The following is a 24,923-nucleotide window of genomic DNA, read 5'->3' on the forward strand; positions in this document are numbered from 1 at the left end:
TCTATTGACGTACGTACGGTGTACGTGGAACTCTCGGAAGGCGGACGTACGTACGGTGTACGTAACCCCCTTGGGAGGTTCCATGTCGACCCACGACCTCTACACCATCCCCGCCGAGCTCTCCACGTGGAACGTCGAGATGGCCGGGGCGAGCCGATTCACCTGGGAGTACGACGACGGCCGGGACCGCATGCTGGCCCTGTACCAGAAGGGCAAGGACAAGCAGTGGGACTCGACCAAGCGCATCGACTGGGACCTCGAGGTCGACCCGTACGACGTCCTGGGCGTCCCCGACCAGACCATCGCGATCCACGGCACCCCGCTCTGGGAGCGGATGAGCGAGCAGACCCGTAACGAGGTTCGGCGGCACGGCGCGGCGTGGCAGTTCTCCCAGTTCCTGCACGGCGAGCAGGGCGCGATGATCTGCTCGGCCAAGATCGTGGAGTCGGTCCCCGACCTCGACTCGAAGTTCTACGCCGCCACCCAGACGATGGACGAGGCGCGCCACGCCGAGACGTACGCGCGCTTCCTCCAGGAGAAGGTGGGCCTGGCGTACCCGATCAACGAGCACCTCAAGGCCCTGCTCGACAGCACGCTGAGCGACTCCCGCTGGGACATGCCCTACCTCGGCATGCAGGTGCTCATCGAGGGATTGGCGCTGGCGGCGTTCGGGGTGATGCGCGACATCACGACCAAGCCGCTGCCCAAGCAGATCCTCGCGTACGTGATGCAGGACGAGGCCAGGCACGTGGCCTTCGGCCGGATGGCGCTGCGCGACCACTACCGGAACCTGTCGGAGACCGAGCTGCGCGAGCGCGAGGACTTCGTCATCGAGGGCTGCTACCTCATGCGCGACCGGCTGCGCGGACGGGAGACCTGGGAGAACCTGGGCCTGTCGAAGGCCGAGGTCGACGAGGCCATGGAGGCCACCGACCACTCCGAATACCTGCGGCTGTTCAGGTCGCTGCTGTTCAGCCGGATCGTTCCGTGCGTCAAGGACATCGGGCTGTGGAGCCCGCGGCTGCGGCAGGCGTACGCGGAGATGGGCGTGCTGGAGATGGCGGGCCAGTCCCTGGACGCCCTGATGCGCCAGGACGAGGACATCGCCGACAAGCTCGACGCGGAGCGGTTCACCCAGGAGGAGGCCGAGCGGCACGCCGAGGTGGCCGAGACCGTCGAGCTCGGCAAGTCCTAGAGTCGCGTCGCGTCGGGGGCGGGCAGGCTCTGCGGCAGGCGCAGGATCATCCGGGCCCCGGGGCCGTCCCCGATCTCCAGCGTCCCGCCGTGGGCCTTGGCGATGTCGCGGGCGATCGGCAGCCCCAGCCCGGTGCCCCCGGTGTCCCTCGACCGGGTGTGATCGAGGCGGGTGAACCGCTCGAACACCTGGTCCCGCATCTCCGCCGGGATCCCCGGGCCGTCGTCCAGCACCTCCACCACGGCCTGGTCCGCCCACCCCCGCACGGAGATCCACACCCGGGATTCCCCGTAGCGGTCGGCGTTGGACATCAGGTTCGTCAGCAGCCGGGCGAGCCGGAGCCGGTTGCCGCGGACGAAGAGCCCAGGCTCCACGTCCATGGTCAGCGGCAGCCGGCAGGGGTGTCGCGCGACCTCCTCCTCGACCAGCTTCCCCAGCTCGATCCGCTCCTGCTCGGGCTGCACCCCCGCGTCCAGCCGGGCCATCAGGAGCAGGTCGTGGACGATGTCCGACAACCGCTCGGCGTCCTTGATCGCCGCCCGCCACTCGCCTTCGTGCGGGTCCGCGAGCCCCGCCTCCAGCCGCACCAGGAGCCCGGTGATCGGCGTCCGCAGCTCGTGGGAGGCGTCGGAGACGAAGCGCCGGTGCCGGGCCACGGCGCCCTCCAGCCGCTCCAGGGTCTCGTTGACCGTGGCGGCCAACTCGGCGACCTCGTCCTGCGTGTCGGGCACGTCGACGCGCCGGCTCAGGTCCTGGGCGCTGATGCGTTCCAGCCCCGCCCTGATCCGCTCCACGGGGGCCAGCACCCGGCCGACCCCGTACCAGGCGCCCCATCCCGTCAGCGCCACCAGCACCGCCCCGAAGGCGGCCAGCACCAGGGGCAGGAACGGCGAGCCCAGCAGGAACGGCTCCCGCAGGGCGGCGAAGGCGACGACGGACCCGTACGCGCTGGCGGGGTTGCTCGTCCCCACGACGACCATGCACCTGCCGGGACACACCCGGGTCTGGATTCGCAGATCGCCTCCCGTGGGCCAGGCCCGGGTGACCGGCGGCTGGCCGGCGAGGCCGGTGCTGGCGGCCAGGACCTGGCCGGAGGCGTTCACGACCTGGAAGAGGTAGACGCCCTTCCGCGGTGGGATCGGGCCGCTGAACCGGTGCTCGGTGATGGTCAGGGCCAGGTGCCGGCTGGCGTCGTCAGCCTGCTGGACGAGGTCCGCCCGCGCCCGCACGGGGTAGGTCAGCGAGATCGCCAGGATCCCCAGAAGGACGACGGCCCCGAAGACCACCACCGTCACGATGGTCATCCGGGCCCTGATCGAGCGGCCCAACACCATGGTCGTACTCTGTCACGGAGAGTACAAATCCCAGGTAAAACGGCATATTTGCTCAGCCGTGGAAACGGCGATGCAGCTCGTGGACCTCCTCCGCCAGCTCCGGCACCGGACCCTCGACCGCCACCCCGGGCGCGACCTCGTTGACCGGGAGCGTGCGTACGGGCGGCTGCGGGACGCCGAGCTCCGACAGCCACGCGGCGAGCTGCACCGACGAGGCCACGTACACGATGCGGCCCAGCCCGACCCACGCGTGGGCGGCGGCGCACATCGGGCAGTGCTCGCCGGAGGTGTAGACGGTGGCGGCCGCCCGCTCCTCGGGTGTCAGGTGCGCCGCCGACCAGCGGGCCAGCGCGAACTCCGGATGCTGCGTGTTGTCGCCGGAGGCCACCCGGTTGTGGTCCTCGGCCAGCACGGCCCCGTCGCCGGAGACCAGCACCGACCCGAACGGCTCGTCGCCCACCTCCAGCGCCCGCGCGGCCAGCTCGACGCAGCGGCGCAGGTGCGGCATCTCCGATTCAGCGATCATGAGTCCCCCATCGTAGACGGCCGCCGAGCAGGGCCAAGAACATACCCCAACAGATCACAACAAAAGTAACGGTCAGCCGAATGTGCAAGATCTTTCACTGTTTCCGCACGTCACGTACAAGAACCGCACTCTTCGGGCTACTGAAAATCGGTTGAACCCTCGTATTAGCCTAGAAGGGATGCCTCCCGATACGCACATACCTCAACGTCCCCTGCTCTCCTCCAACTCCCTGTGGCGGATGAAGTCCTACCTCCGCCCCTACGTCGTCAGATTGGTGTTCATCTGGCTGGCGGCGATCGTCGGCATCGCGGCCGGCATCGCGCTCCCGCTCATCAGCGAGAAGGTCATCGACGGTCCCGTGGCCCACGGGGACTCCGGCGCGCTGCTCCCCCTCGGGCTGCTCGCGATCGGCGTCGGCGTCGTCGAGGCCCTGCTGATCCTGCTGCGGCGGTGGGCCCAGGTGAAGCCGGTGCTCGGCCTGGAGACCGCGATCCGCGACGACCTCTACGAGCACCTGCAGCGGCTGCCCATGGGCTTCCACGGCGACTGGCAGTCCGGGCAGCTGTTATCCCGGGCCACGACCGACCTGTCGACCATCCGGCGCTTCCTCGGCTTCGGCATGCTCTTCCTGGTCATGAACATCCTGCAGCTGATCACGGTGACCGTGCTGCTGCTGAACAAGTACTGGCCGCTCGGGCTGCTGGTGCTGGCCTCGGCCGTGCCGATCGTGTGGCTGTCGCTGCGGTTCGAGAAGCGCTACATCAAGACCTCCCGCCAGGTGCAGGACGAGCAGGGCGACCTCGCCACGCTCGTCGAGGAGTCCGCCCTCGGCATCCGCACGATCAAGGCCTTCGGCCGCCGCCACTACGTCTTCGACCGCTACGACGAGGGCGCGCTCAAGGTCTACGGCACCTCGATGGACAAGGCCCGGCTGCTGGCCAAGTTCTTCGCCTTCCTCGAGATCATCCCCAACATCACCCTGGCCCTGGTGCTGCTGCTGGGCGCGCTGGCCGTCGGCACGGGCTCGCTGACGCTGGGCGCGCTGGTCGCGTTCACCACGCTGATGCTCCAGCTCGTCTGGCCGATCGCGAGCCTGGGCTACATCCTCGCCATGGCCCAGGAGGCCATGACCTCCGCCGACCGCCTCATGGAGGTCATGGACACGGTGCCCGCCATCGAGGGCGGCACGCGGACCATCGACGGGCCCCGCGGCCACCTGCGCTTCGAGGGCGTCGGGTTCCGCTTCCACGACTCCGAGGAGCCGGTGCTGCGCGACGTCTGGCTGGACGTGCGCCCCGGTGAGACGGTGGCCGTCGTGGGCGCGACCGGCTCCGGCAAGACCACGCTGACCGCCCTGGTGCCGCGGCTGATCGACCCCACCGAGGGCCGCGTCACGATCGACGGGTACGACGTGCGCGACCTGGAGCTGACCAGCCTCCGCTCGGTGGTGGCCACGGCGTTCGAGGAGCCGACGCTGTTCTCGATGAGCGTGCGGGAGAACCTCACGCTCGGCCGGCTCGACGCCACCGACGAGGAGCTGGCCGAGGCCATCCAGACCGCGCAGGCCATGTTCGTGTACGACCTGCCGTGGGGCCTCGACACCCGCATCGGCGAGCAGGGCCTGTCCCTGTCCGGCGGCCAGCGGCAGCGCCTGGCCCTGGCGCGGGCCGTGCTGAGCCATCCGCGGATCCTCGTGCTCGACGACACCCTCTCCGCGCTCGACGTGGAGACCGAGGCGCTCGTGGAGGAGGCGCTGCGGCACGTGCTGCGTGACGCGACCGGCATCGTGGTCGCCCACCGCGCCTCGACCGTGCTGCTGGCCGACAAGGTGGCGCTGCTGCGGGGCGGCACGATCACGCACGTCGGGCAGCACCAGGAGTTGCTGGCCCAGGTGCCCGAATACCGCGAGCTGCTGGCCCAGGACGCCGACTTCGACGACGCCGCGGAAGGAGCGCTGCGATGACCACGACCACCACGGCGTCCTGGCGGGGCGTGTCCTCCGAGGACCAGGACGAGCTGCCGGAGAAGGTGTCCGTCCTGCTCCGGGAGCGCTCCCGGCGGCTGCTCGGCGCGTTGCTCAGGCCGTACCGGAAGAAGATCGGGCTGCTCGTCGCGATCGTCGTCGTCTCCAACGCGGCCGGGCTCTCGATCCCCTTCCTGGTCTCCATCGGGATCGACGAGGGCATCCCGCCGATCACGAGCGGGGCCGGCCCCGCGGTCCTGCTGACCGTGGTCGGCGTGATCCTGGCCGCGGCGATCACGCAGGCGCTCACGCGCCGGGCGTTCCTGACGCTGTCCGGCCAGATCGGCCAGGGCACCCTGCTCGAACTGCGCAGGAGGGTGTTCGACCACTTCCAGCGCCTGTCGCTGAGCTTCCACGAGCAGTACACCTCCGGGCGGGTCATCTCGCGGCTGACCTCGGACATCGAGGCCATCGCGGAGCTGCTCCAGTCGGGGTTCGACGCGCTGGTCAAGGCCGTGCTGACCATGGCGGGCACGGCCGTGCTGCTGCTGGTGCTGGACGTGCACCTGGGCCTGCTGGCGCTCGTCCCGCTGCCGTTCCTGCTGCTGTTCACCCGGTGGTTCCGGACGCAGTCGGCGATCGTCTACCGCCGTACGCGGGAGACGGTGGCGCTGGTGATCGTGCACTTCGTGGAGTCGATGACCGGCATCCGCGCGGTGCAGGCCTTCCGCAGGGAGCCGCGCAACCAGGAGATCTTCGAGCAGCTCAACGACGACTACCGGGGCGCGAACGCGCGCAGCATGCAGCTCGGCGCGGCGTTCATGACCGGGATCAAGCTGATCGGCAACCTGACGATCGGCGGCGTGCTGCTGTACGGCGGCTGGCTGGCGGTGGAGGGCGAGGTCAAGGTCGGCGTGCTGGCCGCCTTCCTGCTCTACCTGCGCCAGTTCTACGAGCCGATGCAGGAGGTCAGCCAGTTCTACAACACCCTGCAGTCGGCCGGTGCGGCGCTGGAGAAGCTGTCGGGCGTGCTGGAGGAGGAGCCCTCCGTGCCCGAGCCGCGCGAGCCTGCCAGGCTGCCGGACGGCAGGGCGCGCGGCAAGGTGCGCTTCGAGGGCGTCAGGTTCGCCTACGTCGAGGAGATGCCGATCCTGCCCCGGCTCGACCTGACGGTCCCGGCCGGGCAGACGGTGGCGCTGGTCGGGGCGACGGGTGCGGGGAAGACGACGCTGGCCAAGCTGATCTCCCGCTTCTACGACCCCACCGACGGCCGCGTGCTGCTCGACGGCGTCGATCTGCGCACGCTGGACGAGCCGGCGCTGCGCGCGGCCGTGGTCATGGTGACGCAGGAGAACTTCCTGTTCAGCGGTACGGTCGCCGACAACATCAGGTTCGGCCGGCCCGACGCCACCGACCGGGAGGTACGCGAGGCGGCCAAGGCCATCGGGGCGCACGAGTTCGTCTCGAGCCTGCCCGACGGCTACGACACCGAGGTGGGCAAGCGCGGCGGCCGGATGTCCGCCGGGCAGCGCCAGCTCGTCGCGTTCGCCAGGGCGTTCCTCGCCGATCCCGCCGTGCTGATTCTCGACGAGGCCACCTCCAGCCTCGACGTGCCGAGCGAGCGGCTGGTGCAGCGCGCGCTGCGCACGATCCTGGCCGACCGGACGGCGCTGATCATCGCGCACCGCCTCTCGACGGTGGAGATCGCCGACCGGGTGCTGGTGATGGACCGGGGCGAGATCGTCGAGGACGGTCCGCCGGACCGGCTCATCGCGGCCTCGGGCCGGTATGCCGGGCTGCACCAGGCGTGGCTGGAGAGCCTCAGCTAGCTCCCTAGTGGTGCGCCATGGCCACGGCGTTCGCGTACAGCTCGTACCCGACGAACAGCGCCAGGGGCACCCCGAGGGCGATCAGCAGCCTGCCGGGCAGGTGGGTCCGCGGCGCGGACACCCTGCCCGGCTCCGGCGTCGCCGCGGCGAACACCGGCTCGGGCTCCGGATCGGGGGCGGGCACGAGTTCGGGATGCCGCGCCAGATACCCCCTGGGGAACGAGGTCACGTGGTACGCGCCGCAGAGCGGGCAGCAGGTGCCCGACCAGGGCGGCGGCACGGTCACTCCCGCGCTGAGCCAGAGGTCCACCTCGTTGCCGTGCACGTCTGTGAGATGTCTGACGACGAAGTTCTCTTCCCAGACATGTAAGCAACGAAGGCATTCGAAAGGCCACGTCTCGCGGGTGTCGAATCCTTCGGTCACTGGGACCACCCCCCGGCTTCTGATCGCCGTCGATCCCGAGTGTCCGCTTGACTTCGCGCGCCCGCAAGACGGGCTTTATGACACTTTCCGCTATGGAATGCTCACCAAGTGTCAGGTTAGTCGTTCGTAGATGGACTTCCGAACCGGGCTGAGCAGCGGAGTCGCGTCCGGCGCGGGGGGCTCCGCGGGCGGGATCAGCTCCGGATGTCGGGACAGGTAACCGTCCGGGAAGGTCGTGGCCTGCTGACAGCCGCACCTCGGGCACATGACGCCCCCTGGTGACGGCGGCAGCACGGGGAGCCCGCCGTGCAACCAGATCTCCCGCTCGTTTCCGTGACGGTCGTCGATGTGCCTGACGAGGTACTCCTCTTCCCATACGTGCCAGCATCCGCGGCACTCGAAAGGCACGATCCTGTGTTCTTCTTCCAACGAGGTCACCCCCTCATCTCCGAGTGTGTGCCTCCTTCTCCGGATCTGGCAACCGCGCTTACCGAATCGCCAGAACAAAGACGATGGCGCCGGCCACCACGCACATGGTGCCGAGCCAGGCGAACAGCACGTCGAGCCCCGGGTTCAGCGGCTTGCCGCCGTGCAGGGCCTCCTGCACGCGGCGGAACCGCGCCCCGGTCCTGATCAGCAGCACGGCGCCGCAGAGCGCGGCCAGCGCGAACACCACCATCGAGGCCACGGGCAGGCCGTGCCTGAGGGACAGGCCGGCCGCGCCGAGCCCGCCGGTGGCCAGCGCCACGGCCGTGCGCACCCAGGCCAGCCGGGTGCGCTCGCTCTGCAGCCCCTCGTCCCAGATCTCCTTCTCCGGGGTCACCTGATCCGGCCTCGGACTCAGGCGGCCAGGATGATCAGCACGAGGGCGATCACGGCCACGGCCGCCACGCCGTACCCGAAGACCGCCGCGAGCGCGGGGGGCGGCAGCGGCGCCTGCTGCCGCAGGGCGCGCTGGATGTTGCGCCAGCGCGGATACGCCATGCCCGCCGCGAGAGCGGAGAGCGTCACCAGCACCACGGCCAGCGCGGTACGGATCCACGGCACGAACACGTGCTCGGGCACCGCCGCCATCGCCACCCCACCCGCACTGAGCGCCAGCGCCGTGCTCAGCCAGGTGAGGAAGGTTCGTTCATTGGCCAAGGTGAAACGCGGGTCGGGTTCCATGGGAAATACGGTAATTCGTCCCCATTTCCCCTAGAGAAGTTGGGATTCAGCCAGTGCAGGCCTTGGCCACCTTCTCGGCATAGGCCGCGCTCTCGGTGAGGACCTTCTGGGTGGCGTCCACGGCGTCGTTGACGTTGGTGACGTTGATGCCGCTCAGCGTCTTGGCCAGGTCGTCGGAGGCTTCCTTGATCGTGGTGTTGGCGGCCTTGTCGGCCACGTCGTTGAGCTTGGTGGCGGCGTCGTCGAGGGCCTTGTCCATGGCCTTGGGATCGTCGGCGAGCGTCTTGAGCTGGGCACCCAGGTCGGCGACGATCTTCGGGGCTTCGAGGCACGCTTGGGCCTTGTCGATGGTGCTGTTGACCTCACCGCATCCGGCGGCGAAGACACAGACGGCGAAGGCGGCCAGGGGCACGAATCGGCTCTTGAGGAGTCGCATACCTCGACCCTACCCAACGCATTCCAAAGGCTCCCTTGACATCTCCGGCGACGGGCGCCCAAGATTCCAAGCATGTCTTTGGAATCCTCGCGGCGACGGCTCAGCGACCCGGCCGCGATGCGGGCGTTCGCGCACCCGGTGCGGCTGGCGCTGCACGAGCTGCTGCTGAGGGCGGGCGCGATGACCGCCGCCGACGCCGCGCGGGAGATGGGCATCAGCCAGGCGCTGGCCTCGTACCATCTGCGGCAGCTGGCCAAGTACGGCTTCGTGGAGCAGGCGGCGGCGCGCGACGAGCGCGAGCGGCCGTGGAAGGCGACCGAGACCCTCCAGGAGTGGGACGACGACGCGGCCGGGCCGGAGCAGGCGGCCGCCCGGAGCCTGCTGGAGCAGGTGATCGCCGAGCGCGCGCTGTCACGCCTGGCCGAGTGGCAGCAGCATCGCGAGGACGAGCCCGAACCGTGGCGGGGGGTGGGCGGTCTGGGGAACCTGTACCTCTACGCCACGGCGGAGGAGGTGACGGCGCTGGGCGCGGCGGTGGCGAAGCTGCTCGGGCCGCTGATGGCCCGCGTCGACGACCCCTCGGCCCGTCCCGCCGGCGCCCGGCCAGTGCTGGTTACGCAACTGGTCGTCCCCTTGCCACCCACGGGCTCCGGTGACTGAGCCCCGCCCCGCTGGCGGGGTCCGCGCATCGGACGGCACCCGCGACGAGGGGGGCGGGGTTCGCGCGCTGTTGGCCGGTAACCGGGACTACCGGCGCCTGCTCCTCGCCGGGCTGATCTCGCAGACCGGCGACTGGGTGATCAGCACCGGGCTGGCGTTCCACGTCTACCGCCTCACGGGCTCCACCCTGTCCACCGCGATCATGCTGCTGGTCTCGCGGTTGCCCGACGTCGTGCTCGGGTCACTGGCCGGGGTGCTGGCCGACCGGTGGGATCGCCGCCGGGTGCTGGTCGTCACCGACCTGCTGCTCGCGCTCGGCCTGCTGCCGCTGCTGGCCGTACGCGGGCCGGGCCAGGTGTGGATCGTGTACGCCGTCGCGCTGTGGACCGGCGTCCTGAGCACCGTGCTCGCTCCCGCGCAGAAGGCCCTGGTGCCGCAGATCGTGGCGGAGTCGCAGCTCGTACGGGCCAACGCCCTGCACGGCCAGACCGGCCAGGCCGCCCGCCTGCTGGGCGCGATGCTGGGCGGGCTCGCCGTCAGCGCCGGAGGGCTCGCCGCGGTCGTGCTGATCGACGTGGCCAGTTTCCTGGCCTCCGCGGCCCTGCAGGCCACCCTCCGGCCGCCCGGACGCCCGGCGAGGACGGCGACGATGGGCGGGCAGTGGGTCGCCGGGCTCCGCCTGGCCATGGGGGACGCGGGCGTCCGCCTGCTGGTGGCGTACATGATGATCACGGGGCTGGGCGAGGGGATCTTCGCCACACTCGCCGCGCCCTTCGTGAGTGACGTGCTCGGTGGCGCGGGTGACGCCTACGGGCTGTTCCTGTCGGTGCAGGCGGTCGGCGGGATCCTGGGCGGGCTCATCGTGGCGCTCCGTCCGGGGCGCGCCGACCCGCGGGTGCTGCTGGGCGGGGCGACGGTCGTCTTCGGGCTGGTGGACCTGGCCCTGTTCACCTACCCGCTGGCCGTGCCCGCGCTGTGGCCGGCGCTGGTGCTGATCGGGCTGGCCGGGGTGCCCGCGGCGGCCGCGACGGCGGGGTTCGCCACGCTGGCCCAGAACGTCGCCGGCGACGACCGGCGGGGAGGCGTGTTCGGCGTCCTGGGCAGCGCCCACGCGGCCACGGCGCTGGGCGGCATGGGGCTGGCGGGGGTGCTCGGTGGGGTGGCAGGGGTCGTGCCCGCGTTGTGCGTGCACGCGGCCGGGCTGATCGTCGCCGGAATCATGGTTCTGACCTGCGCTCATGCGTGAATCGATATCGACTTCTTCGCGATATCGCTATTAGACACGTGGTGATCGCATCTGCTTTGCTCCTTGCCCATTGACGGACGACCGCAAGGACAAAGCATGCGAAACCGCCGCTTCACGGCAGCAGCCACCCTGACCATCTCCTTCCTGACGGGCGGGGCCCTCCCGGCGGGCGCGGCCTCGGCCACGAGCTCCGTGCAGGCGCTCTCGGGCGAGGCCCAGGCCCGTAAGGAGCTGCGCGCGCTGGAGGCGTCGTTCAAGGGGCGCATCGGCGCGTACGCCATCGACACCGCCACCGGCAGGACGATCGGCTACCGGTCGAACGAGCGGTTCCCGCTGCTGTCCACGTTCAAGGCGATGGCCTGCGCGGCCGTGCTGCACAAGGCGCGCACCTCCGACCCCGGGCTGATGGAGAAGGTCGTGCGCTGGACGGCCGACGACCTCAAGCCGAACTCCCCCACCACCGAGAAGCACGTGGAGGACGGCCTGACCGTCAACCAGCTGTGCGAGGCGACCATCACCCTGAGCGACAACACCGCGGGCAACATGGTGCTCAAGCAGATCGGCGGGCCGGCGGGCCTGACGCAGTACTTCCGCACGCTGAAGGACCCGATCTCCCGCCTGGACCGCTGGGAGACCGAGCTGAACGACTGGACGCCCAAGGAGAAGCGCGACACCACGACGCCCGCGTCCATCGCCCGCGACCTGCGCGCGGTCACGACCGGGAACGCGCTCACCGCCAAGGACCGGGAGCAGCTCAACGCCTGGATGATCGCGACCAAGACCGGTGACGCCCGCATCCGCGCCGGCCTGCCGAAGACCTGGACGATCGGCGACAAGACCGGCACCAACTCGGCTTTCGGCGGAGGGAACGACATCGCGGTCATCTGGCCCAAGAAGGGCGCGTCTCCCATCATCATGGCCATTTACACGAACCGCGCGGCGGGCGAGACCGGCGACGACACGGCCATCGCCCGCACGGCCACCATCCTGGCCCGCGGCCTCGGCAAGCTCTGACGACCAGCGGGGGCGGCGATTTCGATACCCCATTCGCACCCGCGCTTAACCTGAAAATAATTCTTTCCAATGCGGGGGATAATTCCGGACTTAAGGTGCTAGTTGCCCCCTGACCAGGGGAATCTTCATTCGATTCCGCTTGTGATCGCCAATTGAGGGGGTATCCTCTTGGCAAAGAAAGCGGGACCGGAGATCCCTACAATCCCCGGTCCCTTACCTCCAAGGTAAGGGAGATCAACATGAGCTTCAAGGAACTCTGCTGCAACCTCGGCACCGAGTTGGACAACGAGTTCATCCGGCTCCGGGCGGACCAGGCTGAGCTCGGGCAGCAGCTCACCGAGCGGATCAACGGCGTGGCCAACCACGTCAAGATCCTCGACGCGAAGGTGACCGGACTGGACGCCAAGGTCACCATCCTCGACGAGCGGGTCACGGCCCTCGACACCAAGGTCACCGTCCTCGACGAGCGGGTCACCGCACTCGACGCCAAGATCGACACGAAGTTCGAGGAGATCGACAACCGCTTCGAGTCCATGGACGGCAAGATCAACAATCTGCAGGGCAACCAGAACGAGATGATGAACATCCTCATCGACATCCAGCGGAAGGTCAGCGCCAACTAGCGCCTGCCCCGCCGTGAAAGGGCGGACTCGTGAAACACACGAGTCCGCCCTTCGCGTTCGCTAGAGCTTGTTGTAGCAAGGACCGTCGAAGGTGTACCCCTGCGCCGTCGGCCCCGTGAAGAAGTCCTTGACGATCGTCACGCCCGTCGGCGCCTGCTCGTCGACCTTGTTGATCAGCGTCTGCCTGAACACCGCGGCGCTCGACGCGTCCGCGTAGTTGCCCGCCTCCGGCGGGAGCATGCCCTCGTAGTCCACCGTCCTCAGCGTCTTGACGGCCGCCAGCAGCCCCTTGCGGCTCACGTCCCCGCCGGCCACCATCGCGTCCAGGGCCGCCTTCATCGGGTACGCCCAGGCCCATCCCGAGGTGTACCCGTCGTTGGGCGTCACCCCGGGCAGGGCGTCGCGCATCGCCTTGTGCCCCGGGGTGTCGGCGCCCCACGGCTTGCCCGGGGCCGACTGCTCGTACAGGGCCTTGAGGGCGGGGGCGGCGGGGGACTTCAGCAGGGCCGGGTTCCAGGTGGGGCCGGTGCCGATGAAGCGGCCCTTGTAGCCGGCCGCGGCCGCCTGACCGATGATCGTGGCGGCGTCGGCCGGGCCGGTGGTGAGGATGACCAGGTCGGGCTTGTTCTTGGTGATCTCGGTGATGGCCCGGCCCTGCTCGGTGGCGCCCGAGGGGGTCTCGACGTTGGTGAACTTCAGGCCGTTGCGCTCGGCGGCGATCTTGGCGCCGGCGGCGGCGTCCGCGCCGTAGTCGCCGGCCAGGTGGACGGCCATGACCGACTTCGGCTTGTACGTGTCCATCGCGTAGTCCACGGAGTTCATGGCCTCGACGCAGTAGTTGGAGCCGCTCTCGATCATGACGTCCTCGAATTCCCAGGCCGAGGTCCACGAGGCGGGGGCGGCGACGACGCTGTTGGCCTTGAGGTCGCCGAGGATGGCGGCGGTCGTGGGCGAGCCGAGCGTCTGGGCCAGCGCGAGCACGTGGTCCTTGATCTCGTTGTAGACCTGGCGGTGCACCTCCGGGTTGTACTTGTTGTCCCGTACGTACTTGGTGACGTCGACCTCGTACTTGCCGCCGATGCCGCCGGCCTTGTTGACGCGGGCCCAGAACGCCTTCTGGGCGTCGGTGATCGGCACGGCCAGCGCGGCGAAGGGACCGGAGGTCAGGTCGGAGATCGTACCGAGGTAGATGCAGCCCTTCTTGGCGTCCACCGCGGTGGGACAGGGTGCGGTGGTGACACCTGGAGCCTGGGCGCCGCCCTTGCTGCCCTCGTCGTCCCCCCGGAAGACGCCGCACGCGGACAGAAGGGCCACTATCGCGATAAATCCCGCTGCATAGCGACTCTTCATGAAAAATCACCTTCTAGTAGGAGAAAGGCCATGACTTCCAGTAGTTGCGGACCCGGATCCACAGGCCGAACAGGCCCCGTGGCTCGAAGATCAGGAACACCACGATGAGCAGCCCGTACAGCACGGTCTCGACCTGGAACACGTTCGGCGTCAGCGTGGTGTCCGCGCTCACGAACGGCACCAGCGCCGGCAGCGCCCTGGTCAGCGGCTGCAGCAGCGAGATGAACAGCGCCCCCGCGATCGACCCCGACACGGTGGCCACGCCGCCGATCAGCACCATCGCGATGAACTGCACCGACAGCAGCAGGCTGAACGACCCGGGCTCGACGTAGCCGGAGATCGTGTACAGCAGGCCCCCGGCGCAGCCCGCGTAGAACGACGAGATGCCAAAGGCCAGGACCTTGTAGCGGGTGAGCGGCACCCCGATGACCTCGGCCGCGATGTCCCGGTCGCGGATGGCGGCGAAGGCGCGGCCGACGCGCGAGCGGGCCAGGTTGCGGGCCGCCAGGGCGAAGACGACGAGCAGCGCCAGCATGAGCACGTACAGCGACTGCTCCCTGGTGCCGAGCGGCCCGTCCTGGTCGAGGCGCACGCCGAAGAGCTGCGGGACCGCCGCCTCGCGCCCGACCCCCGGCCCGCCGGTGAGGTCCTGCCACTCCTTGAAGACGTGCTCGCCGAGGAACACCAGCCCGAGCGTGACGACGGCCAGGTAGAGGCCGCGCAGGCGGGTGGCCAGCGGCGCGACCAGCACCCCGGCCGCGGCCGCGACGAGACCGGCCGCGGGCAGCCAGATCCAGATCTCCGCGAGGCCGAAGCCGATGCGCTCGCCGTCCACGGGGCCGGACACGGCGGCGGCGGTGTAGGCACCGATGGCGACGAAGAACGCGTGGCCGAGCGAGACCTGCCCCGCGTAGCCGGTGACGATGTTGAGGCCGATGGCGCCGATGGCCAGCGCGTACGCGCCCGCCAGCACCTCCAGCGACCGGTCCTGCAGCAGCACCGCCAGCCCGAACGCCAGCAGCACCAGCAGCCCCGTCCACACCCGCTTCGCCGGGGTGTCGAGCAGCGCCATGTCCTGGGCGTAGGAGGTGTAGAGCAGCGGCCGCCCGCGCACCCGGCGAGACCGTCCGGTCGGTATGTCAGGAACGGCGGATCGCGCCGCGGATCGCGTGCCGGTCATACCCGCTCGACCTCCCGGGTCCCGAACAGGCCATAGGGCCTGACCAGCAGGACGATCAACATCACCACGTACGGCGACACGACCGCGAAGTTCTGCCCCAGCCAGGGCGCGAACTCCCCCTGGTACGACTGGAACAGCGACTCCACGACCCCGACCACCAGCCCGCCCACGACCGCGCCGCCGAGCGAGTCGAGCCCGCCCACGATGATCGCCGGCAGCGCCTTCAACGCGACCACCCAGGTGAGCTGCTCGATCCCCTGCCCGGTCCCGACGAACATCCCGGCCACGGCCGCCAGGAACCCGGCCAGCGCCCACGACAGCGCGAACACGGCCCCCACCGAGACCCCCTGCGCCAGGGCGGTCTCCTGGTCGAACGCCGCCGCCCGCATCGCCAGCCCGTACCTCGTGTAACGGAAGAACGCGAACAGCAGCGCCACCAGCACCGCCGTGACCAGCAGCATGGCCAGCCAGCGCCGCTGCACGACCAGCGACCCGAGCGACACCTGCGTGAACCCCCACGGGTCCCCGACCTGCCGCACGTCCCGGCCGATGAAGCCGTTCACCACCACCCGCACCACCACGTCGATGCCGAGCGTGATGATCGCCACGACGAACACCGGCCGCCCCACCATGGGCCTGATCGCGACCCGCTCGATCCCGAGCGCCACCAGGGCGATGAGCAGCGCCGACAGCAGGACGGCGGCGTAGAAGCCGGTCACCTCGGCCAGGTAGCTCACCGCGACGGCCCCGGCCAGCATCAGCGCGGGCTGCGCGAAGCTGATCACCCGCGTGGCCTTGTAGATGATCACGAACCCGAGCGCGAGCAGCGCGTACACCGAGCCGTTCCCCAGGCCCCTGATCACGGTCTCGAGCAGCCCCTTCACCGGGCGTACATCCCTTCCACCAGGTCCTCGAAGAGCTTGGCGACGGCGGCGCGCTTGACCTTCTGGGTGGCGGTCAGCTCCCCGTCCTCGTGGTCGAGCTCCTTGGGCAGGAACGTGAACCGCCGCACCTGCTCGACCCGGGCGAAACGGGTGTTCACCTCGTCCACGATCCCCCGGACCAGCTCCCGCGTCTCCGGCTTCTCCGACAGATCCCGATAGGTCGTGTACGGCAGCCCGCGCCGCCGCGCCCACTCCCCCACCGTGTCCGGCTCGATCCCGATGAGCGCCACCAGGTACGGCCGCCGGTCCCCGATCACGATGGCTTCCTTCAAGTACGGCGACGCCTTCAGCGCGTTCTCGATCTCGCTGGGCGCGACGTTCTTGCCGCCGGCCGTGATGATGATGTCCTTCATCCTGTCGGTGATCCGCACGTGCGTGCCCTCGACGAACTCGCCCACGTCCCCGGTGTGCAGCCACCCGTCCTCGTCCAGCACGTCGGCCGTGGCCCGCGGGTTGCGCCAGTAGCCGGCGAAGTTCCCCGGATGCCGGGTCATGATCTCGCCGGTGGCCTCGTCGATCCTCAGCTCGACGCCGGGGTGCGGCTCGCCGACCGTGCCCAGGCGCACCCTGCCGGGCCGGTTGGCGGTGGCGATGGCGGTGTTCTCGCTCATCCCGTACACCTCGTGCATGGGGATGCCGATCCCCATGTAGAACTTGAGCACGCCGGGCGCGATCGGCGCGGCCCCCGAGGCCGCGTACCTGACCCGCCGCATCCCGAGCCGCTCGCGCAGCGAGCGGTAGCAGAACACCCAGCCCACCCCGTACGCCAGCCGCGTCCCGAACGTGTGCCGGCCGCCCGTGCGCACCAGCGCGTCGCCGATCCGGTCGGCCACCCGCAGCCAGAACCGGGTCACCGCCCGCTTGACCGGCGAGGCCGACTCCAGCCGGATGTCGACCTGGGCCAGGACCTTCTCCCAGATCCGCGGCACCCCGAACAGGATCGTCGGCTGTACCTCCCGCAGGTTGGCCTGCACGGTGTCGATGGACTCGGCGAAGTTCACCTGCACGCCGGCGGCCGAGTTGAACCACACGGTGAACGCCCGCTCGGCCACGTGGCACAGCGGCAGGTAGGACAGCGCGAGGTCGCGTTCGGAGGGCGGTGGGGAGGTGAAGCCGCCGCCCAGGACGAGCGTGCTGACGGCGAACTCCACGTTCCCGATCGTGAGCATGACGCCCTTGGGCGGGCCCGTGGTTCCCGAGGTGTAGATGAGCGTCACCACGTCGCCGGGCTCGGCCTCGGCCATGCGGCGCTCCACGGCGTCAGGGTGCCCGGCGCGGTGCTCGGCCCCGAGGGCGAGCAGTTCGGGCCAGGACATCAGGACGTCGTCGTCGTAGCGGCCGCGGATGCCGCGCGGCTCCAGGTAGACGATGCGCCGCAGCTCGGGGCACTCGTCGAGGACCTTGAGCGCCTTGTCCACCTGCTCCTGGTCCTCGGCGACGAGGATCTTCGCGCCGGAGTCCGCGAGGAGGTAGGCGACCTCGTCGGGCGGGTTCGTGGGGTAGAGGCCGACGGTGACGCCCCGGACGGCGACCGTGCCGAGATCGCCGTAGAGCCATTCGGGGCGGTTCTCGGAGTGGACGGCGACGCGGTCCCCGGGCTCGACGCCGAGGGCGAGCAGGGCGTGCGCGACGAGCTCCACCTGGGTCCAGTACGCGGCCCAGGTGACCTCCCGCCAGATGCCCAGGTCCTTGTGCCGCATGGCGACCGCGCCGGGGGTGCTGCGGGCACGGTCCCGCACCCTGGTGACGATGCTCATGCGGCTCCTCCCAGGTACGCCTCGATGACCTTGGGGTCCTGCTGGACCTCGGCCGGGGTGCCGAGCGCGACCGGGCGGCCGAAGTCGAGCACGAGCACCCGGTCGGCCAGGTCCATGACCAGCCCCATGTCGTGGTCCACGAGGACGACCGGAATGCCCAGCTCATCCCGGATGTCCAGCACGAACCTGGCCATGTCCTCGGTCTCCTCCAGGTTCATGCCGGCCACCGGCTCGTCCAGCAGGAGCAGCCGGGGCTCCATGGCCAGCGCCCGGCCCAGCTCGACCCGCTTCTGGATCCCGTACGGCAGCAGCCGCACGGGATGGCGCCGCCAGGCCTCGAGTTCGAGGAAGTCGATGATGTCCTCGACCTGGGCGCGGGCGGCCAGCTCCGCGCGCCTGGCCCGCCCGTACCAGAGCAGCGCGGCCAGGGCTCCGTAGCGGAAGTGGTGGTGGCGGCCGAGCATGAGGTTGTCCAGGACGGTCAGGTTGTGGAACAGCTCGACGTTCTGGAACGTCCTGGCCAGGCCCATGGCGGCGATCTCGTGCGGCCGTTTCGGCAGCAGGTCCTCGCCCAGGAACGTGACCCGGCCGCGCTGGGGCCGGTAGACCCCCGAGAGCACGTTGAAGATCGAGGTCTTGCCCGCGCCGTTCGGCCCGATGATCGCCAGCAGCTCGGCCTGCCGGACCTCGAACGAGACGCCGTCGACGGCCTTGACGCCGGCGAAGCTCAGGTGCACGTCCTCGAACGTCAGGAGAGCCATCGTTTCCTCCGCTTGTAGTGCTTGACCTCGCGGAAGGACCTGACGGCCCCCAGGTAGAACTCCTTGATGTCCTCGTCGGCGAGCAGTTCGCCGGACGGCTTGTCCATCACGACCTTGCCGGTCTCCATGACGTAGCCGTGGGAGGCGATGGACAGGGCCATCGTGGCGTTCTGCTCGACCAGCAGGACCGTGGTGCCCTGGCGGTTGATCTCGACGATCAGGTCGCGCACCTGGGCGACCAGCGACGGCGCCAGGCCCAGGCTGGGCTCGTCCAGCAGCAGGTACTTCGGCCCGGCCATGAGGGCGCGGCCGACGGCCAGCATCTGCTGCTCGCCGCCCGACAGGTAGCCGGACACGCTCCTGCGCCGCTCCCGCAGCAGCGGGAACAGGCCGTAGACGCGGTCCAGGTGGGACTCGGCCGCCGTGTGGCCGCCGACCTTGAGGTTCTCCTCGACGGTCAGCTCGGCGAGGATGCGGCGGCCCTCCATCACCTGGCTGACCCCGCGCCGGACGATCTGGGCGGGTCTGAGGTGGTGGATGGGCTCGCCCTCCAGCGTCACGCTGCCCTTGGTGATCTCGCCGTCGTGCACGTCGAGCAGCCCGGACACGGCACGGAGCAAGGTCGTCTTGCCCGCGCCGTTCGCGCCGAGCAGCGCCACGATCGCCCCAGGCGGCACGCTGAGGCTCACGCCGCGCAGCACGAGCATCACGTCGTCGTAGACGACTTCGAGGTTGCGGACCTCCAGCACACCCGACTCCTCGGGATGGTGTGGCGTATGTCACTCCCTGATGAGCACAATGTCCACGCTTGCCCGGCGGCCGACAAGAGGGGCGGGCGAAATTTGATCGTGCTGCTGGTCCTAGGATTTCTCCTATGGCAATTTGCGAGCATCTTTCCCAGGCGGACGATCCGGCCGCGAAGACGCCGGAGGGCTGCGAGGAGTGCCTCGCCGTCGGGGGCCGCTGGGTGCACCTGCGGCGCTGTCTGGAGTGCGGTCACATCGGGTGCTGCGACTCCTCGCCGGCCAAGCACGCCACCCAGCACTACCACGAGACGGCCCACCCGGTGATCCAGTCCTACGAACGCGGCGAGGACTGGCGCTGGTGCTTCGTCGACAGCGCGATGGGCTGAGCGGCGCGGCTCTTCCCGGCTAGCGCTCCAGGATCGCCTCCTCGAAGTCGAGCTGCGCCATCACGTCGCGCATCACCTCGTCGTCGAGGCGGCGTTCGTCGCGCAGCCGGACGAAGACCTGCCGCTCGGCCTGGAGCATGTCACGGCGCAGGCGGCGGTAGAGGGCGCTGGGGGTCTCCGCGCCACCCTGCCCCGTGCCGCCGCCCAGCCGCTCCCAGGCGCTCAGCGAGCGGCGCCAGGACTTCTCCCTGAGCTGGTCGATGACCTGCTTCTGGATCTCGTCGGGCTCGCCCTGCTCGGCGATGAGCCGCGTGAGCTCCTCCAGGCCGGCCTCCAGCGCGGCCTGCTGGGCCGCCGCCTCGGCCAGGCGGTCTTCGTACTGCTCCTGCTCGCTCGACACGCGCAGCCGCCTGATCAGCGCGGGGAACGTGGTGCCCTGGATGAGCAGCGTGCCGATCACGGTCGTGAACGTCAGGAACAGCAGCATCGCGCGGTCCCGCGCGGGGATGTCCGGCGGGATGGCGAAGGCCGCCGCCAGCGACACCACGCCGCGCATGCCGGCCCAGCCGAGGATCACCGTCTGCGGGCCGGTGGGCACGTTGCTCCTGCGCAGGAGCTTCATCAGGCGTGTTACCACGAACAGCCACACGAACCGGCTGACGATCGTCACCGCCAGCACGGCGGCGGCGTAGCCCGCGACCGCCCACGGGTCGTAGCCGGAGATGCCCTGGATGACGGTCGTGAGCTGGAGCCCGATCAGGGCGAACACGACCGCTTCCAGGAAGAAGTCGGTGACCTTCCACACGGCGTCGGACACCAGCCGGGTGCCGAACCCCTGCAGGTGCATGCGGTTGCCCAGATAGAGGCCGACGATCACGACCGCGATCACGCCCGAGGCATGCACGCTCTCCGCCGCGAGGTAGGTGGCGAACGGGATCAGCAGCATCAGCGTGTTCTCGACCAGGGAGTCGCGCGTGTGCCTGAACAGCCAGGCCATCGCGAACGCCACCACCAGCCCGATCGCCACGCCGCCCGCCGCGGCGAGCGCGAAGTCGCCGAGGCCGTGCCACATGTCCAGAGTGCCGCCCAGCGCGGCCCCGACGGCGACCCGGTAGAGCGTGAGCGCCGTGGCGTCGTTGAACAGGCTCTCGCCGACCAGGATCGTCAGCGCCCTGCGCGGCAGGCCCAGCCGTCGGCCGACCGCGACGGCGGCCACGGCGTCGGGCGGCGCGATGATCGCGCCCAGCGCGAACGCCAGCGCGAGCGGAAGCTGCGGCAGCAGCAGGTGGACGACCAGCCCGACGGCGGCGGTGGTGAACAGCACGAGCCCGATCGACAGCAGGGCCACGGCCCGCCTGACGTCACGCAGGCGCAGGTAGGAGCTGTCGAACGCGGCGGAGTAGAGGAGCGGCGGCAGGAACACGTACAGCACGAGCTCGGGCTGCAGCGGCACCGCCGGCACCAGCGGCGACACCAGCAGGCCGGCGGCCACCAGCAGGAGGGGGGCGGGCCAGCCCTTGCGCCGGGCGACGGCCGCGACGCCGATGGCGCCGCCCGCCACCAGCAGCAGTTGCAGGCCCATGGTCGGGTTCACGGGAGGAGCGTACCTGGCCCCCGGACCCGGCGTGTCACCACTCCCGGCGGTCGCTCCGCTCGTGGTAGTCCGGCTGCTCGCCGGGCCGCAGGCGCTCGCCCGTGGAGAACATGGGGTCCACGACGTACGGGCGGGACAGCGCGTCGGGCTGCTGGTGCTCCTGGCGGCCCATGGACATCAGCGGGTCCACCGGGTTCGGTGGGGGACTCTGCTGGTAGGCGGCGTAGTCGTCGCGGACGGGCTGCGGGGCGGGACGGCGCCGGCCCGCGCCCGGGATGCCGTGCATGGGAGTCCCCAGGCCCGCGGCGGCCGGGGCCTGCGGCGGTGGCGGCGGTTGCTGCTGTTGCTGCTGTTGCTGCTGTTGCTGCTGGTAGGCGTAGGGATCGGCCGGGTAGGGGTCGTTCTGGTACGGGTCGTTCTGATAAAGGTCGGGCCGGTGCTGGGGCTGCTGAGGAGGGGCCGGCTGGTGCTGGGGCGGCTGGTGGGGCGCGGCCGCCTGGGAGGGGAAGCCGAGCGGGTCGGTGCTCAGCGGCGCCGGGCGGCGCTGGTCGCCGGGCATCTGGTAGACGGGCTCGTTGTCGAGGTACTGGGGACCCATGAAGGGGTCGGCCTGGGCGGCGGGGCCGCCGTACGGCTGCGGCTCGGCGGCGTACTGCGGGCCGCTGTAGGCGTCACCGGTGTACTGCGGCCCGCTGAGGGGATCGCCGGTGTACTGGGGCCCGCTGAAGGGGTCGCCGGTGTACTGCGGGCCGCTGAGCGGGTCGCCGGTGTAGCGCTGCTGCGGGGCCGTCGTCTCCACGTACTGGGGGCCGGTGAAGGGGGCCCGCTCGCCGTAGGCGTCCCTCGGAGCCTCGCCGTAGGCGTCCCTGGGCGCCTCCCCGTACGCGGGGGGCATGGTGTCCCTGGGGGCCGTGGTCTCGCCGTACGAGGCGACCAGCTTGTCCTGGCGGGCCGGAGGGGCGCCCCTGGCCACGAGGACGTCGTTGGGCGACAGGGCGGCCGTGGGCCGCTCTTCGGGTTGGTGCTGCGGCGGCTGCTGGACGGGCGGGGTCGGCCGCTGGTACTGGCCGGTGCCGGGCATGACCTCGGTGCCCGGGTCGTGCGCGGGCACGGCGGGCTGCTCGCCCGTGGCCTCGGCGAAACCCTCGTCGAGAGTGTCGAGCAGGCGCCCGACGTCCTCCATCGGCATGCGGAAGCTCGCGGTGCACATCTCGCCGCGCCAGAGGCTCAGGACCAGCGTGCCCTCATGCCACGTGACGCGGAGACACCGCTCCTGACCTCGCGCATCGAAGAACACTTCGCCGAACGACGGCAACGGGACAACTTCCGACATGGCAGACATACTGCTTTAACCAGCCTTTTCCCGTCCACTCAACCCCGGAAAACCCTCTTGAACCGGCCTTCCCATCTACACCGGGAACCCCTTTGGTCACTCCGCGTGACGTCCTTCTCTGACCCGTCGGAGTCCCGACCGCCCAGTGTGCCACGGGTGCCGACGCGAGGGTCCGGGAACGCCGGGATGCATCTGGCCGATCACACCGCGTTCGGCACGGCGACCCTGGAATGCGGGTAGCGTTTACTGCCGTGCCGGACTCCCATCTCCCGTCTGCGGACGAACTACTCATGGTCGCGGTAAACGCTCTCGGAGGGAGCGAACGGCAGGGCCAGTTGACCATGGTCCAGGCCGTGCAACAGGCCATCGACGGTGAGGAACACCTGGCGGTCCAGGCCGGCACGGGCACCGGGAAGTCGCTGGCGTACCTGGTGCCGTCGATCCGCCACGCGATGGACAGCGACTCGCCCGTCGTGGTCTCCACGGCCACGATCGCGCTGCAGCGCCAGCTCGTCGACCGCGACCTGCCCCGGCTGGCCGAGACGCTGGGCAAGGAGCTGCCGCACGAGCCGACGTTCGCGATCCTGAAGGGCCGCCGCAACTACCTGTGCCGCTACAAGGCGACGGCGGGCTGGCCCGAGGAGGACGAGCAGGACCAGCTCTTCGACCCCCGCGAGGTGAGCGCGACCGGCCGCATGGTGCAGCGCATCCAGGAGTGGGCCGACGAGACCGAGACCGGCGACCGCGACGAGCTCGTGCCCGGGGTGAGCGAGCAGGCGTGGCGGCAGTTCTCCGTGAGCGCGCAGGAGTGCCTCGGTGCCAGCCGCTGCCCGAGCGGGGCCGAGTGCTTCGCCGAGATGGCCAGGGCGCGGGCGGGCGAGGTGGACGTCGTGGTGACCAACCACGCGCTGCTGGCCATCGACGCCATGGGCGACCTGCCGGTGCTGCCCGAGCACGAGGTCGTGGTCGTGGACGAGGCCCACGAGCTGGTCGACAGGGTGACCTCGGTGGTGACCGGCGAGCTGTCGGAGCTGACCGTGGCGCTGGCGGTGCGCCGGGTGGGCAGGCTGATCGAGCAGGCGATCGCCGACCAGCTCATGGAGGCGGGCGAGGACCTCAAGGCGCTGCTGGCCGCCGCGCCGCCCGGGCGCATCGACGAGCTGCCGCAGGTGCTCGGCCTGACGCTGGCGCTGGTGCGCGACTCGGCCGCGCGATGCGTCACGGCCATGGGGCCGCGCGGCGCCGACAAGGACGACCCCGACAAGGCGGGGCAGCGCAAGGCCGCGTTCTCGATGCTGGACGAGGTGCACGACACGGCGGTGCGCATGCTGGAGGCGTACGGTCACGCCTCGGAGTCCGACCGCGCCGAGGTGGTCTGGCTCGACGGGGGCACCGACCGGCGCCCGCCCACACTGCGGGTCGCGCCGCTGACGGTGAGCGGCATGCTGCGCGACAAGCTGTTCGGCGAGCGCACGGTGATCCTCACCTCCGCCACCCTGGCCCTGGGCGGCACCTTCGACGCGCTGGCCGCGCAGTGGGGGCTCGGCGACGGCAAGGGCTGGCAGGGCATCGACGTCGGCTCGCCGTTCGACCACCCCCGCGCGGGCATCCTGTACGTCGCCAAACACCTCCCCCAGCCCGGCCGCGACGGGCTGCCGCAGCAGTACCTGGACGAGATCGTCGAGCTGATCGAGGCGGCCGGGGGGCGCACGCTGGGCCTGTTCTCCTCGATGCGCGCCGCCAAGGCCGCCACGGAGGCGCTGCGCGAGCGGCTGGACGTGCCGCTGCTGTGCCAGGGGGACGACTCGACGATGCTGCTGGTCAAGCAGTTCGCCGAGGACGAGCCCACCTGCCTGTTCGGCACACTGTCGCTGTGGCAGGGCGTGGACGTGCCGGGGCCCTCGCTGCGGCTGGTCATCATCGACCGGGTGCCGTTCCCGCGCCCCGACGACCCGCTGACGTCGGCCCGGCAGCGCCACGTGGCGGCCAGGGGCGGCAACGGCTTCATGGCGGTCGCGGCCAACCACGCCGCCCTCCTCCTCGCCCAGGGCGCCGGCCGTCTCCTGCGCGCCCAGGACGACAAGGGCGTCATCGCCGTCCTGGACCCCCGGCTGGCCACGGCCCGCTACAGCGGCTTCCTGCTGGGCTCCCTCCCCCCGTTCTGGCGCACCACCGACCCGGCCATCCCCCGCGCGGCCCTGAAGCGCCTCGCCTCCGAATCCTCCGCCTGAACGCGGGCGGCGGGAAAGGGGAAGCACGGAGCCGGTCCGGCTTTTCGGCATCCAGCCGGTCAAGCGTGCGCACCGTAACGGCGCTCAGCCGGTGAAGGGTCAGCGGCCGTTTCCTGGAAGGCCCTGCTCATGGTCGCGCTCGCACGGGGCTCCGCTGGTCACGCAAGCTGCCGCTCTCCGCCCCAGGCTCGCCGCTCCGTCAGCCGAGGTGCGGCGGGTGGCCT

Annotated in this window: 23 protein-coding genes; 9 read left to right on the plus strand and 14 right to left on the minus strand. The window is 70.5% G+C overall.

The genetic code is table 11. The features are described 5' to 3' along the window. The first annotated feature begins 82 nt into the window (after positions 1-82). Entirely contained in the window at positions 83-1,195 is a 1,113-nt protein-coding gene (locus ACWDRB_RS01610) for a ferritin-like domain-containing protein (RefSeq protein ID WP_449891440.1), read from the plus strand. On the opposite strand, the gene ACWDRB_RS01615 is transcribed toward ACWDRB_RS01610, so the two are convergent. Further along, positions 1,192-2,529, minus strand: a complete 1,338-nt coding sequence (locus ACWDRB_RS01615; RefSeq protein ID WP_449891441.1) for a sensor histidine kinase — start codon at positions 2,527-2,529, stop codon at positions 1,192-1,194. The two genes, ACWDRB_RS01610 and ACWDRB_RS01615, sit on opposite strands and share 4 nt — an antisense overlap. A gap of 52 nt (positions 2,530-2,581) precedes the next feature. Next, positions 2,582-3,055, minus strand: a complete 474-nt coding sequence (locus ACWDRB_RS01620; protein WP_449891442.1) for a nucleoside deaminase — start codon at positions 3,053-3,055, stop codon at positions 2,582-2,584. A 178-nt stretch (positions 3,056-3,233) separates the two neighbouring features. Here ACWDRB_RS01620 and ACWDRB_RS01625 point away from each other — a divergent pair, with 178 nt between their 5' ends. Both ACWDRB_RS01625 and ACWDRB_RS01630 read left to right on the plus strand, forming a co-directional pair. Continuing rightward, entirely contained in the window at positions 3,234-5,018 is a 1,785-nt protein-coding gene (locus tag ACWDRB_RS01625; RefSeq protein WP_449891443.1) for an ABC transporter ATP-binding protein, read from the plus strand. Continuing rightward, the gene (locus ACWDRB_RS01630; RefSeq protein WP_449891444.1) at positions 5,015-6,847 is read left to right on the plus strand and encodes an ABC transporter ATP-binding protein; all 1,833 of its coding nucleotides are present in this window, start codon (positions 5,015-5,017) and stop codon (positions 6,845-6,847) included. Before ACWDRB_RS01625 ends, ACWDRB_RS01630 begins: the two co-directional genes overlap by 4 nt. A 4-nt stretch (positions 6,848-6,851) precedes the next feature. On the opposite strand, the gene ACWDRB_RS01635 is transcribed toward ACWDRB_RS01630, so the two are convergent. From ACWDRB_RS01635 to ACWDRB_RS01650, 4 genes are all read right to left on the minus strand, one after another. Then, on the minus strand, positions 6,852-7,172 hold the full coding sequence (locus tag ACWDRB_RS01635) for a hypothetical protein (protein WP_355194725.1): 321 nt from the start codon (positions 7,170-7,172) through the stop codon (positions 6,852-6,854). 586 nt (positions 7,173-7,758) lie between these two features. Further along, the gene (locus tag ACWDRB_RS01640; protein ID WP_350722453.1) at positions 7,759-8,094 is read right to left on the minus strand and encodes a YidH family protein; all 336 of its coding nucleotides are present in this window, start codon (positions 8,092-8,094) and stop codon (positions 7,759-7,761) included. Between the two features lie 17 nt (positions 8,095-8,111). Beyond that, positions 8,112-8,438, minus strand: coding sequence for a YidH family protein (locus ACWDRB_RS01645; protein ID WP_185077672.1), 327 nt, complete (start codon positions 8,436-8,438; stop codon positions 8,112-8,114). A gap of 46 nt (positions 8,439-8,484) precedes the next feature. After that, positions 8,485-8,874, minus strand: coding sequence for a hypothetical protein (locus tag ACWDRB_RS01650; RefSeq protein ID WP_350722455.1), 390 nt, complete (start codon positions 8,872-8,874; stop codon positions 8,485-8,487). A 72-nt stretch (positions 8,875-8,946) separates the two neighbouring features. Between ACWDRB_RS01650 and ACWDRB_RS01655 the strand changes: the two genes are divergently transcribed. The 4 genes from ACWDRB_RS01655 to ACWDRB_RS01670 all read left to right on the plus strand — a co-directional run bounded on the left by ACWDRB_RS01655 (position 8,947) and on the right by ACWDRB_RS01670 (position 12,417). Further along, entirely contained in the window at positions 8,947-9,534 is a 588-nt protein-coding gene (locus ACWDRB_RS01655) for a winged helix-turn-helix domain-containing protein (protein WP_449891445.1), read from the plus strand. Beyond that, positions 9,527-10,780 (plus strand): MFS transporter, encoded by a 1,254-nt coding sequence (locus ACWDRB_RS01660; protein WP_449891446.1) that lies wholly within the window; start codon positions 9,527-9,529, stop codon positions 10,778-10,780. Before ACWDRB_RS01655 ends, ACWDRB_RS01660 begins: the two co-directional genes overlap by 8 nt. Positions 10,781-10,876: 96 nt before the next feature. Further along, entirely contained in the window at positions 10,877-11,794 is a 918-nt protein-coding gene (gene bla, locus ACWDRB_RS01665; RefSeq protein WP_449891447.1) for a class A beta-lactamase, read from the plus strand. 239 nt (positions 11,795-12,033) lie between these two features. Then, positions 12,034-12,417, plus strand: a complete 384-nt coding sequence (locus ACWDRB_RS01670; RefSeq protein WP_449891448.1) for a hypothetical protein — start codon at positions 12,034-12,036, stop codon at positions 12,415-12,417. Between the two features lie 60 nt (positions 12,418-12,477). Here ACWDRB_RS01670 and ACWDRB_RS01675 read toward each other — a convergent pair whose 3' ends face one another. The 6 genes from ACWDRB_RS01675 to ACWDRB_RS01700 form a co-directional block, all read right to left on the minus strand. After that, positions 12,478-13,767 (minus strand): ABC transporter substrate-binding protein, encoded by a 1,290-nt coding sequence (locus tag ACWDRB_RS01675; protein WP_397365266.1) that lies wholly within the window; start codon positions 13,765-13,767, stop codon positions 12,478-12,480. A gap of 13 nt (positions 13,768-13,780) precedes the next feature. Beyond that, positions 13,781-14,881, minus strand: coding sequence for a branched-chain amino acid ABC transporter permease (locus tag ACWDRB_RS01680; RefSeq protein ID WP_449891449.1), 1,101 nt, complete (start codon positions 14,879-14,881; stop codon positions 13,781-13,783). 62 nt (positions 14,882-14,943) lie between these two features. Continuing rightward, the gene (locus tag ACWDRB_RS01685) at positions 14,944-15,831 is read right to left on the minus strand and encodes a branched-chain amino acid ABC transporter permease (RefSeq protein WP_350722469.1); all 888 of its coding nucleotides are present in this window, start codon (positions 15,829-15,831) and stop codon (positions 14,944-14,946) included. Beyond that, a complete protein-coding gene (locus ACWDRB_RS01690) occupies positions 15,828-17,648 on the minus strand; it encodes an AMP-dependent synthetase/ligase (protein WP_449891450.1) in 1,821 nt (606 codons plus the stop codon). The genes ACWDRB_RS01685 and ACWDRB_RS01690 overlap by 4 nt, the downstream gene beginning before the upstream one ends. Further along, a complete protein-coding gene (locus ACWDRB_RS01695; RefSeq protein WP_397365262.1) occupies positions 17,645-18,409 on the minus strand; it encodes an ABC transporter ATP-binding protein in 765 nt (254 codons plus the stop codon). Before ACWDRB_RS01695 ends, ACWDRB_RS01690 begins: the two co-directional genes overlap by 4 nt. After that, positions 18,397-19,158 (minus strand): ABC transporter ATP-binding protein, encoded by a 762-nt coding sequence (locus ACWDRB_RS01700; RefSeq protein ID WP_355194710.1) that lies wholly within the window; start codon positions 19,156-19,158, stop codon positions 18,397-18,399. The genes ACWDRB_RS01695 and ACWDRB_RS01700 overlap by 13 nt, the downstream gene beginning before the upstream one ends. A 125-nt stretch (positions 19,159-19,283) precedes the next feature. Here ACWDRB_RS01700 and ACWDRB_RS01705 point away from each other — a divergent pair, with 125 nt between their 5' ends. Further along, the gene (locus ACWDRB_RS01705) at positions 19,284-19,541 is read left to right on the plus strand and encodes a UBP-type zinc finger domain-containing protein (protein ID WP_350722476.1); all 258 of its coding nucleotides are present in this window, start codon (positions 19,284-19,286) and stop codon (positions 19,539-19,541) included. Positions 19,542-19,560: 19 nt separating this feature from the next. Here ACWDRB_RS01705 and ACWDRB_RS01710 read toward each other — a convergent pair whose 3' ends face one another. Continuing rightward, positions 19,561-21,135 carry a Na+/H+ antiporter gene (locus ACWDRB_RS01710; protein WP_449891451.1) on the minus strand — a complete coding sequence of 525 codons (1,575 nt, stop codon included), beginning with the start codon at positions 21,133-21,135 and terminating at the stop codon, positions 19,561-19,563. Between the two features lie 34 nt (positions 21,136-21,169). Continuing rightward, complete coding sequence (locus ACWDRB_RS01715) at positions 21,170-22,468, minus strand: hypothetical protein (RefSeq protein WP_449891452.1); 1,299 nt, start codon at positions 22,466-22,468, stop codon at positions 21,170-21,172. A gap of 230 nt (positions 22,469-22,698) precedes the next feature. Between ACWDRB_RS01715 and ACWDRB_RS01720 the strand changes: the two genes are divergently transcribed. Beyond that, on the plus strand, positions 22,699-24,699 hold the full coding sequence (locus ACWDRB_RS01720; RefSeq protein ID WP_449891453.1) for an ATP-dependent DNA helicase: 2,001 nt from the start codon (positions 22,699-22,701) through the stop codon (positions 24,697-24,699). The last annotated feature ends 224 nt before the right edge of the window (positions 24,700-24,923 follow it).

The organism is Nonomuraea sp. NPDC003707 (genome assembly GCF_053587055.1).